The sequence below is a fragment of the Epilithonimonas sp. 33E genome (assembly GCF_059372615.1).
In genome coordinates, this window is the sequence record NZ_CM182009.1 from 280,815 (window position 1) to 297,345 (window position 16,531).

At 36.8% G+C, this 16,531-nt stretch carries 14 protein-coding genes; 11 read left to right on the forward strand and 3 right to left on the reverse strand.

Annotated elements, in window-relative coordinates:
- Positions 1-64: 64 nt before the first annotated feature.
- The 8 genes from AC5P2S_RS01325 (at position 65) to AC5P2S_RS01360 (ending at position 9,593) form a co-directional block, all read left to right on the forward strand.
- Positions 65-1,435 (forward strand): c-type cytochrome, encoded by a 1,371-nt coding sequence (locus AC5P2S_RS01325; protein WP_494555962.1) that lies wholly within the window; start codon positions 65-67, stop codon positions 1,433-1,435.
- 21 nt (positions 1,436-1,456) lie between these two features.
- Positions 1,457-4,516, forward strand: a complete 3,060-nt coding sequence (locus tag AC5P2S_RS01330) for a TAT-variant-translocated molybdopterin oxidoreductase (protein WP_494555963.1) — start codon at positions 1,457-1,459, stop codon at positions 4,514-4,516.
- Between the two features lie 7 nt (positions 4,517-4,523).
- Entirely contained in the window at positions 4,524-5,921 is a 1,398-nt protein-coding gene (nrfD, locus tag AC5P2S_RS01335; protein ID WP_283415643.1) for an NrfD/PsrC family molybdoenzyme membrane anchor subunit, read from the forward strand.
- On the forward strand, positions 5,908-6,429 hold the full coding sequence (locus AC5P2S_RS01340) for a DUF3341 domain-containing protein (RefSeq protein WP_283415642.1): 522 nt from the start codon (positions 5,908-5,910) through the stop codon (positions 6,427-6,429). The genes nrfD and AC5P2S_RS01340 overlap by 14 nt, the downstream gene beginning before the upstream one ends.
- On the forward strand, positions 6,422-7,144 hold the full coding sequence (locus AC5P2S_RS01345; protein ID WP_494555964.1) for a c-type cytochrome: 723 nt from the start codon (positions 6,422-6,424) through the stop codon (positions 7,142-7,144). The genes AC5P2S_RS01340 and AC5P2S_RS01345 overlap by 8 nt, the downstream gene beginning before the upstream one ends.
- Before the next feature lie 12 nt (positions 7,145-7,156).
- Complete coding sequence (locus AC5P2S_RS01350; protein WP_283415640.1) at positions 7,157-8,491, forward strand: quinol:cytochrome C oxidoreductase; 1,335 nt, start codon at positions 7,157-7,159, stop codon at positions 8,489-8,491.
- A 77-nt stretch (positions 8,492-8,568) separates the two neighbouring features.
- Positions 8,569-9,264 (forward strand): 3'-5' exonuclease, encoded by a 696-nt coding sequence (locus AC5P2S_RS01355; protein ID WP_283415639.1) that lies wholly within the window; start codon positions 8,569-8,571, stop codon positions 9,262-9,264.
- Positions 9,265-9,266: 2 nt separating this feature from the next.
- Positions 9,267-9,593, forward strand: coding sequence for an SUF system Fe-S cluster assembly protein (locus AC5P2S_RS01360; protein ID WP_283415638.1), 327 nt, complete (start codon positions 9,267-9,269; stop codon positions 9,591-9,593).
- A gap of 34 nt (positions 9,594-9,627) precedes the next feature.
- Here AC5P2S_RS01360 and AC5P2S_RS01365 read toward each other — a convergent pair whose 3' ends face one another.
- Both AC5P2S_RS01365 and AC5P2S_RS01370 read right to left on the reverse strand, forming a co-directional pair.
- Complete coding sequence (locus AC5P2S_RS01365) at positions 9,628-10,032, reverse strand: OsmC family protein (protein WP_494555965.1); 405 nt, start codon at positions 10,030-10,032, stop codon at positions 9,628-9,630.
- 198 nt (positions 10,033-10,230) lie between these two features.
- Entirely contained in the window at positions 10,231-11,262 is a 1,032-nt protein-coding gene (locus AC5P2S_RS01370; protein WP_494555966.1) for a LamG-like jellyroll fold domain-containing protein, read from the reverse strand.
- Between the two features lie 133 nt (positions 11,263-11,395).
- On the opposite strand from AC5P2S_RS01370, the gene AC5P2S_RS01375 reads away from it, so the two are divergent.
- A complete protein-coding gene (locus AC5P2S_RS01375) occupies positions 11,396-13,387 on the forward strand; it encodes a tetratricopeptide repeat-containing sensor histidine kinase (protein WP_494555967.1) in 1,992 nt (663 codons plus the stop codon).
- Between the two features lie 4 nt (positions 13,388-13,391).
- The gene (locus AC5P2S_RS01380; RefSeq protein ID WP_494555968.1) at positions 13,392-14,018 is read left to right on the forward strand and encodes a response regulator; all 627 of its coding nucleotides are present in this window, start codon (positions 13,392-13,394) and stop codon (positions 14,016-14,018) included.
- A gap of 16 nt (positions 14,019-14,034) precedes the next feature.
- Here the strand turns inward: AC5P2S_RS01380 and AC5P2S_RS01385 are convergent, their stop codons facing one another.
- Positions 14,035-14,883 carry a hydroxymethylglutaryl-CoA lyase-like TIM-barrel protein gene (locus AC5P2S_RS01385; protein ID WP_494555969.1) on the reverse strand — a complete coding sequence of 283 codons (849 nt, stop codon included), beginning with the start codon at positions 14,881-14,883 and terminating at the stop codon, positions 14,035-14,037.
- Between the two features lie 258 nt (positions 14,884-15,141).
- On the opposite strand from AC5P2S_RS01385, the gene pepT reads away from it, so the two are divergent.
- The gene (gene pepT / locus AC5P2S_RS01390; RefSeq protein ID WP_494555970.1) at positions 15,142-16,392 is read left to right on the forward strand and encodes a peptidase T; all 1,251 of its coding nucleotides are present in this window, start codon (positions 15,142-15,144) and stop codon (positions 16,390-16,392) included.
- Positions 16,393-16,531: the final 139 nt, after the last annotated feature.

Genomic DNA, 16,531 nt, shown 5'->3' on the forward strand with positions numbered 1-16,531 from the left:
AAAGTGCTATTTTTGCGGAATTGAATGTAAACTCAATAAATTTTACTAACCCAAGATTATATAAATGATTAGTTGGAGAAAGCATTACAAAAAGGGTCTGATAGCAATTAGTTTATTGTTGTCAACCGGCGCTTCAGTTTATGCACAAGGCGATCCAAAAAAAGGACAAGACTTGTTTAAGGCAAATTGTACCGCTTGTCACGCATTGGACAAAAAGGTTGTTGGGCCTGCTTTGGGCGGCATTGTTGATAAACTTAAAAAAGAGCAGAATCTTGATACAGATTGGCTTCATAAGTGGATCACCAATAATGAAAAACTCAGAGCATCAGGCGACAAGTATGCCAACCAAGTGTATGAAGAAAATGGAAAGGTTGCAATGCAGGTCTTCGAAGGTAAGCTTTCGGATGCTGATATTGATGATATCCTGGCATACACAAGTAATCCTCCGGCTGAAGAACCGGCTGCTGATAAGGCTGGTGAAACTGCCGTTGATAGTACTGCATCCATTGAAGCTGCAAAAGCGCAACAGCTAAATTCTAAAATCATGATTGCTGCTTTGATTGCGATCGCAGGTTTATTGTTCTGGCTGTTACTGAAGATTCGTCAACTAGTAAAAATTCAGCAATCGCCAGAGTTGTCAGAGCTTGATTCCACAAGAATTACCTCTTTCTCCGCATTGTACGAAAAATACAGTTTTGTAGGAAAAGGTATTGTCGGATTACTGGCATTATTTGCTGCATATGGCGTTTGGAACTGGTTGATGTGGATTGGGGTTTATAAAGGATACGCTCCGGAACAACCGATCTACTTCTCTCACAAGATCCACGCAGGGGAAAATAAAATCGACTGTCAGCTTTGCCACTCAGGGGCTAAGTATGGAAAAGTTTCAGAGATCCCTTCTCTTAACGTTTGTATGAACTGCCACAGGTCTATATCTGAATATAAAGGTAAATATATCGAACCAGGGAAAGACAGAGAGTTCTATACTTCACAAATCAAAACTTTGTACGCTCACGTAGGTTGGGATGAGTCTAAGCAGGCTTACACTGGCAAAACAGAACCTGTTGAATGGACAAGAATCCATAACATGCCGGATTTTGTATATTTCAATCACTCTCAACACGTTATAGCTGGTGAGCAGGCAATTATCAACTCTTTCAATGCTAAGCAGAAAGATGCTGCTAACAAAATAGATGTTGTTTGTAAAGCTTGTCACGGAAAAATTGATACAATGAATGTTGTTCAAATGGCTAACAACTTCACCATGGGTTGGTGTATAGAATGTCACAGAACTACAGAAGTAGATATGAACAATGGTTACAATAAAGAATACTTCAAAAATCTGCATGATAAGTTGAAAAAACAATATGGTGAAGGTGCTAAAATTACCGTAGATGCGATTGGAGGTCTTGAGTGTGGTAAATGTCATTATTAATAACAAAAATTAGAAGTATAAATGGCTTCAAATAAAATACAATTCAGAAGTATTCACGAACTAAAAGATCCGACTTTGAATGCAAAGTTGGCTGCTAAAGAGTTTCAGAATGAAATTCCGGTTGAAGATTTCTTAGATAATTCTGAGAATAATTCAGGAACTTCTCGTAGGGATTTTCTTAAATTATTGGGATTCTCTACAGCTGCAGTAACTTTGGCAGCATGTGAGGCTCCGGTTATCAAAACAATTCCTTATGTGGTTAAACCGCATGATATCATTCCGGGGATTCCTAATTTCTATGCATCTTCTTATTTTGATGGTTTCGACTTTGCAAGTGTTTTAGTAAAAACAAGAGAAGGTCGACCAATCAGAATTGATGCTAATCCTGCGGCTGGTTCTCTTGGTACAACCAATGCAAGAGCTCAGGCAAGTGTTCTTTCTCTTTACGATAATGATAAAGTGAAGAAGCCGGCTTTGAACGGAGAAGAGCAGGAAGATTTTAACAAAGTCGATGATTTCATCCTGAAAGGTTTGACAGAATCTCAGGCTACCGGTAAAAAGATTGTTGTATTATCTCATTCTTTTCCTAGCCCGACTTTCAAAAAATTATTCGGAGATTTCAAAACAAAATATCCTTCAGCTGAACTAGTAACTTATGATGCTTTTCCTTATGCAGCGGCATTAGATGCAGCTCAGGAAGTTTTCGGACAAAGAGCATTGCCAGTTTACGACCTTAGCACTTCTCAGTTAGTTGTTTCTTTCAATGCAGATTTTTTAGGAGATTTTAATGCTTCTAGCTTAGAAGTTTCTTATGCTGCTGCGAGAAAACCGGGAGAAAATATGTTGAGACATATCCAGGTTGAATCCAATATGAGTCTGACAGGTGCTAATGCCGATTCAAGATACAGATTGAAGCCAAGTTCAGTTTTCAAAACTTTAGTAGAAGTTTATAATGGACTGAATGGCGGAACTTCTGATAAAATTGCATCAGAAATCGTAAAAGAGCTACAGGCAAAAGGAAGCAATGCAGTTGTTTTTGCAGACGGATCCAAAGCAGCTTATGTTTTAGCCCATTTGATTAATCAAAAATTAGGATCTAAAGCTTTTACTGGTAAAGCTAATTTCCTTAAAGAATATGACAACGCAAGATTCAATGAATTTGTTTCTTGGCTGAATGGCGGACAGGTTGGTGTTCTTATTACAAACAATATCAACCCGATTTATTCTCATGCAAAAGGACAGGCTTTAAAATCTGCGATCGAAAAAGTACCTTATTCTGTTGCAATCACAGATAAGAAAAACGAATTATATAAAGCTTCTAAGGCAGTTATTCCTTTCGCACATTGGCTAGAATCCTGGGGAGATATTACTCCGGAAACTGGAGCTTACTCATTGATGCAGCCTACTATCCAGAAAATCTATACTTCGAGACAAGTTGAGGAATCTTTATTGGTTTGGATCAATGGTAAAAACAACCCGGCTAATAATTATTACAATTATCTTAAAGCTAATGCTTTAACGCTAAATGGAGGACTTTCTTTCAACAAAAACCTTTATAACGGCTTCACTGCTGGCGGTCTTTCTACAGGATTAGCTTACTCTGGTGGAAATGCTGCTCAGGCTATTGCTGAATTATCAGCTTTCAAACCCGCTCAATTAGAATTACAACTCTATACAAAACCATCTATTGGTGACGGAACACAATCTAACAACCCTTGGTTGATGGAGCTTCCGGATCCAATCTCAAGATTATCCTGGGATAATTACCTGACAATCTCTCCAAAAGATGCAAAATCTTTAGGCCTTGAGAATAAGCTTAATGCAAGAATGCAGTTGGATGGTGATACAGTGAACTTAACTGTAAATGGTGTTACACTGAAGGATGTTCCGGTATTTATACAGCCAGGACAAGCTGAAGGCTCGTTGGGATTAGCGCTTGGTTATGGTAAAAAGGATTCCGGAAAAGTGGCAGAAACAGGGGTTAATGCTTATCCATTATTTGATGGTTACAATACGGTTCTTACCAACGTAAAAATTGAAAAATCAGGAGAAGATTATGAATTTGCAGGAATGCAGCTTCAGAATACCTTGATGGGACGTTATGAGATCGCTAAAGAAGTAAGTTTGGATGATTTCATTAATAAACCAGTTGACGAATGGAACAAACCATTGGCTATGCACACGATTGGAGGGGAACTTCCAATTGGAAAAGTGGATCTTTGGGATGCTTATGATGATACAGATGGTCCTCACTTCAATTTATCAGTGGATCTTAACTCTTGTACAGGATGTGGCGCGTGCGTTATTGCTTGCCAGGCTGAAAACAACGTTCCAGTTGTAGGAAAAGAAGAGGTCAGAATGTCGAGAGATATGTATTGGTTAAGAATTGACCGTTACTATTCTACAGAACAAAAAGTTGAAGTTTACGAAGGTCTTAAAGAGGGAATGGCAGTTCCTGAACTTTACGGAAGTAACCTTTTGGGTATTGAGGGTGCATTGGAAAATGCGGCTGAGAATCCGGATGTTATTTTCCAGCCAGTAATGTGTCAACACTGTAATCACGCTCCTTGTGAAACAGTTTGCCCGGTTGCTGCAACATCTCATGGTAAGCAAGGTCAGAATCAAATGGCTTATAACAGATGTATTGGTACAAGATATTGTGCGAACAACTGTCCATATAAAGTAAGAAGGTTCAACTGGTTCAATTATGCATTGAATGACAGATTCGATTTCAATATGAATAATGACCTTGGTAGAATGGTTCTTAACCCGGATGTTGTAACAAGAACAAGAGGGGTAATGGAAAAATGTTCTATGTGTATCCAATTGACTCAGAACGTTATTCTGGAAGCTAAGAAAGAAGGCAGAAGAGTTCAGGATGGAGAATTCCAGGTGGCTTGTGCTAATGCTTGTTCTACAGGCTCACTGAAATTCGGAGATATGAATGATGTTAATTCGGAAGTTCGTAGCTTGTTCAGCAGTAATAGAAAATATACGTTGTTAGAAGAAATTGGGACAAAACCAAATGTATTCTACCATACTAAAATCAGAAACAGAAAAGAAAGTTTAAATAATAAATAGGTAAAAAATGTCAGGACATTACGAAGCTCCGATAAGGGAACCTTTAATTATTGGTCACAAGACTTATCACGATATTACAGAAGATATCGCAAGACCTATCGAAGAACGTGCAGGTAAACTATGGTGGGCATCTTTGTATGCAGCCTTGATTCTGTTCGTTTACGGATTTGGTTGTATCGCTTACACTATTGGGACCGGAATCGGTGCGTGGGGACTTAACAGAACTATCAACTGGGGTTGGGATATCACCAACTTCGTATGGTGGGTAGGTATCGGTCACGCAGGAACACTAATCTCGGCGGTACTATTATTATTTAGACAAAGATGGAGAATGTCTGTTAACCGTTCTGCAGAGGCGATGACGATCTTCGCTGTTTGTCAGGCGGCTATATTCCCGGTAATTCACATGGGTAGAGTCTGGGTTGGATACTGGGTTTTCCCTTTACCAAACCAATTTGGTACACTTTGGACCAACTTCAACTCGCCGTTACTTTGGGATGTATTTGCAATCTCAACTTATTTCTCGGTATCAGTTGTATTCTGGTTTATGGGATTGATTCCTGACTTTGCAATGATCAGAGACAGAGCAAAAACGCCTTTCAATAAAAAGATTTATACGCTCCTTGCTTTTGGATGGGGTGGAAAAGCAAAACACTGGCAAAGATTCGAAGAATTGTCTTTGGTATTAGCAGGGTTAGCAACGCCACTTGTATTCTCGGTACACACTACGGTATCCTTTGACTTCGCGACATCGGTTATCAAAGGTTGGCACTCGACAATCTATCCACCATATTTTGTTGCCGGAGCGATTTTCTCAGGATTTGCAATGGTACAGACATTATTGTTAGTAGCAAGAAAAGTTTGTCACTTAGAAGATTATATCACAATGTACCATATCGAGATTATGAATATCGTAATCGTTGTAACAGGTGGTATGGTAACTGTAGCTTATGCAACCGAATATTTTATCGGCTGGTATTCAGGTTCTAGATTTGAAGATTTTACATATCTATCTCCTGGTGCGGCTGTTGGACCTTACTGGTGGGCATTCTGGGCATTGATTATCTGTAACCTGGTTGTACCGGCAGCGTTCTGGTTCAAAAAAGTTAGAACTAATATCTTCTGGACATTCATTATCGCATTGATCATTAACATCGGTATGTGGTTTGAACGTTTTGATATTATCGTTATCAACTTGTCAAGAGATTACTTACCGTCATCTTGGACAATGTTTAAGCCAACAGTAATTGACGTTGGTGTATATCTTGGAACAATTGGATTCTTCTCTGTATTATTCCTTTTATATGCAAGAACATTCCCTGTAATTGCGCAGGCTGAATTGAAGAGTATTTTGAAAATTTCCGGTGAAACTTATAAAGCAAAAGAAGGAGATGAGCACCACTAAGATTATATATGGACTTTACGGCGACGACGATGATCTAATGCACGGCGTTAAAGCCTTCAATGATAAAGGGATTAAGATAAACGAAGTTTATACGCCATTCCCGGTTCACGGACTAGATAAAGCTTTGGGCTTAAAAAAGACCAGGATTTCTGACGCAGCATTTATCTATGCTTGTTACGGAGTTACAATTGGGATCACACTGACATGGTATATAATGGATCATGACTGGCCACAGAATATTGGTGGTAAGCCTGCATTTGACTGGGCTCATAATATGCCAGCATTCGTAGACCCAATGTTTGAATTAATGGTATTCTGTTCTGCTCACCTTATGTCTTTGACTTTCTTGATAAGAAATAAAATGTATCCTGGTGCAAAACCTCAGAATCCAGATCCAAGAACTACGGATGACAAATTTATGATGGAGTTTGTGTCTGATGATGTTGAAACGATTAAACAACTGTTGATTGATACAGGTGTTGAAGAAATAACTGTTAAAGATGCCTAAGATGAAGAATAGTATATTAAAATTGACAGCAATCTTTGGTTTAACAACTGTTTTACTGAATTCTTGTGGCCCAAAAGATAATCCACCTTTGGTATATTTTCCGGATATGTATTTCCCCGTGGCTTATGATCCATTGATGAAAGCTAAGGATGCTTATTCTGATCATGAAAACGAAATTCCGGCTTTTGTTGCTCGTAATGGCGAAACTGGTTTGTCCCCTGTTGAAGGAACAGTTTCTCAAAATAAAGATGGAATCGTAAGTGAGGAAACATTACCTAAAAATGTTGATGAATACAACGCTGGATATGATGCTTCAAAATCAATTACAACTTCTCCACTGAAGCCTGAAAATCTTGAAAAAGATTTGGCCAGAGGGAAAGTATTGTTTGATCATACCTGTTCTGCTTGTCATGGTACAGGAGGAGATGGACAAGGCCCAATTGTACAAAGTGGTGCTTATTCCGGAGTTCCTAATTATGCTGATAGGGATATCACGATAGGATCTATCCATTATGTTCTAACAAATGGTAGAAATGCAATGGGATCTTATGCAGGACAATTGAATGTTGGAGATAGATGGAGAGTAGCTCTTTATGTTTATAATACATTCAAAGCACCGTCTCTTAAAACAGCTCCGACAACAGCTGCTCCAGCTGCGACAGAAAAAACTTCTACTGCTCCAGCGGCAGCTGAAGCTAAAACCAATGCTAAATAAAAAAAGAAAAAAATGTATAGTTTTTCACCTAAATTAAGATTATATTCAATTATACTCATTGTTGTAGGAGTTGTTTTATTCGGTATTGGTTATGCACTTAACCACGGATTGGATGATACTGCAATCTCTCATTGGATGGAGTCGGTTCATTCCAAAGGACATGAAGCACCTTCACATTCTAGTGAGTTAGTTGGTCCTCAGGATCATAATGCACACCTAGAACACGCTAAGCATCAGATTCACAATCAGCCTTTAGCAGCTATCCACACCTTTGCAGTATTTGCTTTTGGAATCAGCTGTTGTGCATTATTCTTTTACAGTATCCAACACGCGGCACACGCTGGCTGGTCTATTATTGTAACAAGAGTAATGGAGGCTATTGCATCATATATTCCTTACGGAGGTGCAATTTTGGTTATTATAATGTTACTTAATATTACCCATCAAGGACATCTTTTTCATTGGATGGATCCCAATTTGACGGATCCAAATTCACCAGAATTTGACGTTATATTATTCGAAAAGAAAAGGTTCCTTAATATTCCTTTCTATGCTATCAGAACGTTTATCTACGTTGTGGGTGCATCATTCTTTGTTTGGAAATTAAAAAGTCTTTCTAAGAAGGTAGATGAGAACAAAGGAAACAGAAAGATCTACGCAAGCTTATATAGCTGGAGTGTTGGTTACATCGCATTCTTCGGGTTTGCATCTGCAGCCTGGGCTTGGGATTGGTTGATGTCAATTGACCCACACTGGTATTCTACGCTTTATATCTGGTACTCAATGGTTAGTTGTTTATCAACTTCTATTGCAGTAATGATCCTGATTAGTGTTTATCTTAAGAAAAAGGGTGTATATCCTCAATTCAACAATAATCACCTTCATGATCTGGGTAAGTTCTTATTCGCAACAAGTATGTTGTGGTCTTACCTTTGGTTCTGTCAGTTCATGTTGTATTGGTATGCGAACGTTCCGGAAGAGGTTAACTATTTCTTCGGTAGATTCGAATACTACAGACCGACATTCTTACCGATGCTGATCATCAACTTCTTGGCGCCGCTATTGGTTTTAGTAAGCAGCAGCATCAAGAGAAATTACAAAGTGGTGACCTTTATGGCTTGCCTGGTAATTTTTGGTCACGCTGTAGATTATTTCAATATGGTAATGCCTGGAACGGTTGGTCCATATTGGAACAATGCTTCTAACGCATTATTGGTATTAGGTTCATTTGTTTTCGTAGTAGGTTTATTTACATTCACTGTAATGACAGCTTTAGCGAAATTGAAATTGATGCCAACAGGAAATCCATATTATCACGAATCGGAGATTTATGAATATCCTTTCTAATTAATTTAGAAATCAAAATATAACCCAGCAGCAATGTTGGGTTTTTTTATTAAATTTAAAATGAAATTAAAATACAGATGATTCATAAAATACCCATCGAAAATATTCTTTTCCTAGATATCGAAACCGTTCCTCAAATTGATTCCTGGAATAATCTTGATTCTACAACCCAATATCTTTGGGATAAGAAAACCAAACATCAAAGGAAAGAAGAAGTTGAGGCTTCTGATTTTTATGAGCAGCGTGCTGGCATAATGGCTGAATTCGGAATGATCATTTGCATTTCGATAGGGATGATCGATAACAACACCGGAAAACTAAAAATCAAAACATTTTCTGGCGAGGAAAGAAACTTATTAATTTCATTCTGCGAGTTATTCAATAGTCCTCGTTTGAATAATATTATTCTTTGTGCTCACAACGGAAAAGAATTCGATTTTCCTTATATCGCAAGACGACTTTTAATTCATGGGATCCAACCACCTGTCCCATTCCAAATGTTCGGAAAAAAGCCTTGGGAAATTCCGCATATCGATACAATGGAACTTTGGAAATTCGGAGACTGGAAAAATTATATTTCCCTGGAATTGTTAGCTCACGTCTTCGGAATTCCCACTCCAAAGGACGACATTGACGGAAGTATGGTTGCCGATATATACTACAAAGACGGTGATATAGACAGAATCATTCATTATTGTGAAAAAGATGTCTTAACTTTGGCAAATGTTTTCAGACGGATGCGTCAGGAAGATTTATTAAAAAGATTAGATTAACAATGAAATATACAGATGACCAAATAGCTGATATTGGTGAAGAAATAATCAAGGAACTTAAAACGGTTTTTGACCCTGAAATTCCAGTTGACATCTATGAACTGGGATTGGTTTATGATGTTCAGATTTCGGATGAAGGTGAAGTTTTGGTAATAATGACTCTGACATCACCAAACTGCCCCGTTGCAGAAACACTGCCTGTAGAAGTGGAAGAGAAAGTGAGAGGCGTAGAAGGCGTGAAATCTGCGAAAATCGAACTCACTTTTGAACCAACCTGGACCAAAGAAATGATGAGTGAAGAAGCCAAGTTTGAACTTGGTATGTTATAAAAATAAATCCTGCTAATTGCAGGATTTTTTTATGTTAATCTTGATATTCGAAAAGGAAAATTTTCTTGATGTCTGGATGAAGGCTCAGATAGACCGGAGAGTTTTTTGCAGTATGCTCTATAAATTCTTTTTCCCCCAAAGAGTAAGAGTGAGGGAACTTAAAAACACAGAAAATCTCTCCAATTCTTCTTGGTTCAAAATACATTGTTTTTTTTAATTCGCAAGTTGCACCGGTAATGTCGATGTTTCTATCCTTACCCAAAACAACCAGGGAAGCAAATACACTCTCTGCCAATGCGGTTGCAAAAATGTCTGTCGGAGAAAAATGCTCTCTCACAGTAAAATCATTGGAAGGAATGTAAGTTGAGAAAACTTCACCAGAGGCTTCGTGTACAGATTCGATTTTGGATTCGCCTAAGTAAGTTGTTTTTGAAGTCATAACGTGGATATTAAATTGTTTTTTCTGTAATAAATTTACATCATTTTTTTGAATTTCCGAATTTCATTTATGAATAATTGTTAAAATATGATAAAATTTATATTTTGGACTTCAAATTAAAAATAAAATGTCCTTGTTATATTGTCAAACACTTTCAAATGAAAACCCTTTGAATTTCTAATGCAGAAAGGGCTGCGTTTATTTTTTTATAATTTTTATTGTTTCAAGCCCCTGTTCAGTTTTTATTCTTACCAAATAAGATGCTGGGGTAAGAGATGACAAATTAATTTCTGCTTCATTGCTGTTTCCTTTCTGGTTTAAAACGGTTTGCCCTAGAAAGTTAATCACTTCAACATTTAAAATCGGTTGCTTGGACGTCAGAAACAATTTGTTTGTAACAGGGTTGGGAAAGAATTTAAAAGTCGTTTTTTCTACCGAAGATACACTTAAATAAGTAGTACAGGTAGTTCCGGTATTGATAGTACTATTGCCCACCCAGTTAGAGAAGTTTCCGTTCAACGCAAAGCCATTAAGAGTTCCATGGTAATTATTTCCGCTGCTGTCCAGCAAAGTTGTTACGGAAGTATTATTCGCATTACTGATGCCCTGATTAAATTTATAATATGCAACTAATCCTGTTTTTGGGCCTGGAAGTTCACAGTTCATCGTGTTTGCTATTTCAACGGGAGACAAAGCTCTATTCCAGATTCTTACTTCATCCATAGTTCCTGTAAAACTATTTGCTGCATCACTAAAAGCACCTAGTCTAACCATATTTCCCCCGTCAACTGGATCAACATCAGTATTGGTAGATATCAATCCTCCATCTTTGTATAATTTCAGGGTGGTAGTTGCAGCATCGTACGTTACAGCAACATGATGCCAGGTATTAATAGATATTGGGACACTATCTTCTACAGCAAACCAATCACCATTATGTCCCGCAGAAAGTTTGCCGGAACTATTGGGTATCCAGAAAGCGTGCATCCCATCTGAATCACCACCGGAGATAATGTTGTTTTGGGTGCTTAAACTTTTCACATAAATCCAGGCCTCTTTGGTATAGCTTGTAGGCAAAATGTTTCCACAGTTTACATAATCGTTTACACCATCAAAATCCAGCGCCGATCCTTGCTGGGAAAATCCGAATTGGAAAATCATAAAAAAACATGCAAACCAAAGTTTTTGAAAGTTTAGTTTGGACGGCATTAAAAGTATTTTTCTTTTCATAATAATAATTTTTATTAATTACCTCACAAAATTGTATCATTCTTCCGGAGATTCATACAAGGGGAAACCCTTGAATTGAGGATTGTATAATTTTCAATATTAGAAAATGATACATTTGTAGAAAAATGAATATATGCCTACGATTAAGAAAATTATATTCTTATTATTTATTTTTAATATTATTTTTTCGTGTAAAGAAAAAAAGGAAGATTTTTATTTTGAAAAAGTAACTCCGCCAAAAGAAGAGCCTACAAAAGTTTGGTTAAGAAAAAATGAAAACTATAACGCTAATAGAGAACATTACATAAAGGTTTTTTTAGATTATTATCAAAGTAAAATTTCTAAAAAAGATTACTTGAATGCTTCAAAAATATTAGATGTGGTTACCACTAAATTTGTTTATTTTTATGATTTTGATCCTCGTCTCACCAAAGTTGTAAAAGAATTTGATGAAAAGTATAGGAGTGAATTACCACCATTAAAAACCACTCATATTGATAATTATCTCGCCAATTTAGAATTTGACAAAGACAATTTAAAAAAAGCTAGAGATTACTTTTTAAAAATTACCGCTTTAGAACCTGATGATTATAAAAGCTGTTACAAAATAGCCCGTGCTTATTATGATTTATCATATACCTATTTTATTTTAGGTGACTTAAAAAACAGCATAGAAGCAAATGAAAAATCAAGAATATACTCCATAAGAATTAGAGATAAGGAAAGTATAGCATCTATTGATTTGAATTATATCAATATTTATAAAGCAAATGGTTCTTTTGAGAAGGCTATTGCAAGTGCAGATAATGTTATACAAGTATTTAAAGAAACAGGTAACACTTATGATTACTTCATGGCTAAGTATAACAAATGTTCTGTCTACGGTTTTTTTAATAAACGTCAGTTGAAAAATAAGTATATCCACCAAACTTACAAAGAATATACAGACAGCAAATACGATAATGATGTTCTTCTTCTTTGTATTTCTGATTACGAAATAGAAGCTTTAATTGAAGAAAATAAACTAAACGAAGCCAGAATAGTTTTAGAAAAAATAAAGCCAGTTGCAGAAAAAAATACCTCTCAAAATTGGCAAAAGGATTACCAGGCGACATTAGCTTTATATCAAATCAATAAAGATGTTAAAACTTGTAACACAAAATACATAGAAAATTCACTTCCGAATTTGCTTGAACATAAAAACTACGAAAGAGCCAACCTGTTTTACGATGTTTTACTGGAAAAAGCAATTCAAAGCAGAGATCTGGATAAGGTTGTTTTTTATAATAATGAAGTTTACCGTACAAAGGACAGCTTATCGAGCGCAAAAAGTAGGCTGATCAATTTAGAACTTGCAGCAAAATATGAAACTAAGGAAAAAGAACAGGAAATTAAACTTCAACAGAAAACCATAATCAATAAAAATGCTGTTATTGTGGCTTTAATACTTATTTTTATTGCATTATTATTAATAATTATTATCTATTATTTAAAACAAAAACAAAAGAAGTTGTCTTTAGAAAAAGAACGGTCATTGCAATTTACCAAAAACCTTCTGGATAAAACCGAGGAAGAACGTAAAAGGATTGCATCTGATCTGCACGATAGCGTAAGCCATGAACTTTTGTCTCTTAAGCATTCGTTTGAGGCAAGCCAACTTCAATTAAACGAAAAAGTGGATAATATTATTAATGACATCAGAGCAATCAGCAGAAATTTACATCCCGTCCTTTTTGAAAAAATAGGACTCGAAGCCAGTTTGGAACAATTTGTAGAACGTATCCAGAGTACACATCGTTTTATGATCACCTCAGAAATCAATTATCAGGATGGTCTCACGACTGAAAAAGAATTACAAATCTATAGAATTGTGCAGGAAGCTGTTTCAAATATTATAAAATATGCAGAGGCCATCGCCGCAAAAATAGTTTTAACTGAAAACAAAGACACCGTTACTTTGGAAATTATTGATAATGGAAAAGGGTTTAACGTAGAAGAAACCATGGAAACAAAAGATGCTTTTGGTTTGCACAATATTATAGAAAGAAGCAAAGCAATTGGTGGGCAAGCTCACATCACGTCAACTGACAAAGGCACAAAAATAGTGGTGCAAATAAAAAAATAATACAATGAAAATTCTAGTCGCAGACGATCATCCCTTAACTCTGAATGGAACTGTTTCTTACCTTACCAATTTGGGCTATAATGTCGTTAGTGCTTGCTCTAATGGAACTTCGGCGCTTAATTATATTCAGGTTTATTTACCGGATGTAGCAGTATTAGATTTAAATATGCCAGGTTTGGACGGATTGGAAGTGGCAAAAAAAGTAATGGAAAATAAATGGCGTACTAAAGTGATAATCCTTACCATGCACAATGAAATTGGCGTTCTGAACAAAGCAAAAGAATTTGACGTGGATGGTTATATTTTAAAAGAAAAAGCTTGTCCCGATTTAGAAAAATGTATGAAAGAAATTGCTTTAGGAAAGAAGTATTATTCCGGAGCCTTACTTCAAAATTACACAATAGAGCAAACAGATGATTTAGCCATACTAAATCTCTTAACGCTTTCTGAAAGAAAAATAATAGAATTAATTGCTTCTCAAAAAACCAGCAAGCAAATTGCAGAACTTCTTTTCCTATCCGAAAAAACGGTAGAGGGACACCGTACCAGAATTATAGAAAAACTAGGGATTCCAAAAGAAAAAAATGCGCTACTGATATGGGCAATACAGAATTATAAAAAATCCTTGTAGACTTATAAAATAATTATTAAAAATGAAAAATATCTTTCGCCATGTTATAAGCACTTTCAAAATGAAGTAAATTCTGATGAATATCGATTTTCTCAGATGACATAAATGTAAAAACCTTTTCAGTCGGCATATTTCCCACCAAATCATCTTTCGCCATCGGACAACCGCCAATTCCTTTTATAGCGCTGTCAAATCTTCTGCAGCCTTCGTCATAAGCCGCTTTCAGTTTGATATAAGAATCTTCGTATCGATTATGAAAATGCGCCCCGAAATTAATGCCGGGATATTTCGCAGGAATTTTATTAAACAAAAGCGAAATCCTTTCCACATCACCAACGCCGGTTGTGTCCGATAAAAGAACATCTTTGATGCCGATTTCCTCGAAGCGTTTTGCCCAAAAGTCCACATCTTCCCATTTCCAGCTTTCACCGTAAGGGTTGCCGAACGCCATTGAGAAATAAAGATTCAGTTGTCTGCCTTCGGATTTTGTCAGCTCCAGGATTTTCACCACTTCGGTAAAAGCTTCCTCTCTGCTTTTGTTAGTATTCCTGTGTTGAAAAGTTTCGGAAATTGAAAACGGAAAACCCAAAATATCAACCTGCTCGTGACTCAAAGCCTTTTCAGCACCACGTAGATTCGCAACAACCACAGAGAGTTTTGTGTTGGAAAGCGATTTGTCAATCTCGTCCACCACAATTCCGGAATCAGCCATTTGAGGTATCGTTTTCGGATTCACGAAGCTTCCGCAATCCAGAACATCAAAACGAACTTCCATCAGTCGGTTGATGTAATCTATTTTTTTCTGCGTGGGAATCATTTCTCCCCAACCCTGCATAGCGTCCCGTGGACATTCTGTTAAGAACATTGTCTTTTAATTTTAAATATTTGGGCAGCTTAATCCGCCTTCCGCTCCCAATCTTTTCACTTCACTACGTTGCGTAAAAAGGATTTCCGCTCAAGTCGGGCTGCTGTGATTCGGCGTTCCAATAATACTAATCGGCGCTCGCTTCGCTCGCGCACAACAACATCTCAGATTTTTGATAATTCACAACTTATCAATCATCATATATTATTTGTCGTTCACTGCATAAATATATAACTTTGCGGAGATATAGCAAATTATATGGAAAACATCCAATTAGACGGGATTTGGAGAGAAAAACTTCTTAACAGATTCATCACTTACATCAAAATCTATTCAACCAGCGACGCAGAAAGTGAGACCACACCTTCTACAGAAAGGCAGTGGGATATCGCCAATTATCTATACAAAGAATTGCAGGATTTGGGATTGGAAGATGTGAGTATTGATGAAAAAGGATACGTTTTTGGATTCATTCCTTCTAATAAAGAGGAGAAAGTTCCGCAGGTTGGATTCATAGCCCATTACGATTCTTCACCGGATTTTAATGGCGAGAATGTGAATCCGCAAATTTGGGAAAATTATGATGGCGAAGATTTGTTACTGAACAAAGAAACCGGATTTACTTTGTCATCAACAAAATTTGAATCCTTAAAAAAGTATATCGGGCAAACCATCATCACAACGGACGGGACAACATTACTAAGTGCGGATGATAAAGCCGGCGTTGCAGAGATTGTAACAGCAGCAGAATTCCTTTTGGCCAATCCGCAAATCAAACATGGTAGAATCTCGATCGGATTCAATCCGGATGAAGAGATTGGAAGAGGTGCGCATCATTTTGATGTTGAGAAATTCGGAGCTGAATGGGCCTATACAATGGACGGCGGAGAAATCGGTGAGCTGGAATTTGAAAACTTCAATGCAGCCTGGGCTGTGGTAAAAATCCACGGATTATCTGTGCATCCAGGTTATTCTTTTGGAAAAATGCTGAATGCGGGATTAGTTGCATCAGAATTCATCAATTCACTTCCAGCTAATGAAACACCTGCAACAACGAAAGGTTTTGAAGGCTTTTTCCATTTAACAGATTTTGAAGGTGATGTTTCCGAAGCTAAGCTTCAATATATCATCCGTGATCATGATGACCAAAAATTTGAAGAAAGAAAAAAACTGATTGCTGATAAGGTTGATGAAATCAACAAAAAGTATGGCGATAAAACGGCCGAGATAGAAATCAAGCAGCAATATCTCAATATGAAAAAGCAGTTCGAAGGTAAAATGCACATTGTTGATATTGCAGAACAGGCTATGAAAGATTCCGGGATCGAGCCGAAAATCAAAGCCATCAGAGGCGGGACAGACGGTGCGCAATTATCATATATGGGATTGCCTTGCCCTAATATCTTTGCTGGCGGACACAATTTCCACGGGCCTTACGAATTTGTACCTTTGGAAAGTATGCTGGCTGCAATTAAAGTAATTGTGAATATTGCGCAGTCCGTAAAATAATATGAACCACAAAAGAAACAAAAGTTTAGCATATTTTTTTAAGCTTAGCTTCATAAAAGTAAAATAGATTTTTTGTTCTTTAATTATATCAAGCATTAATAGCTTTGTGCCTTTTGCGGTTTAATAATATAATTTAATT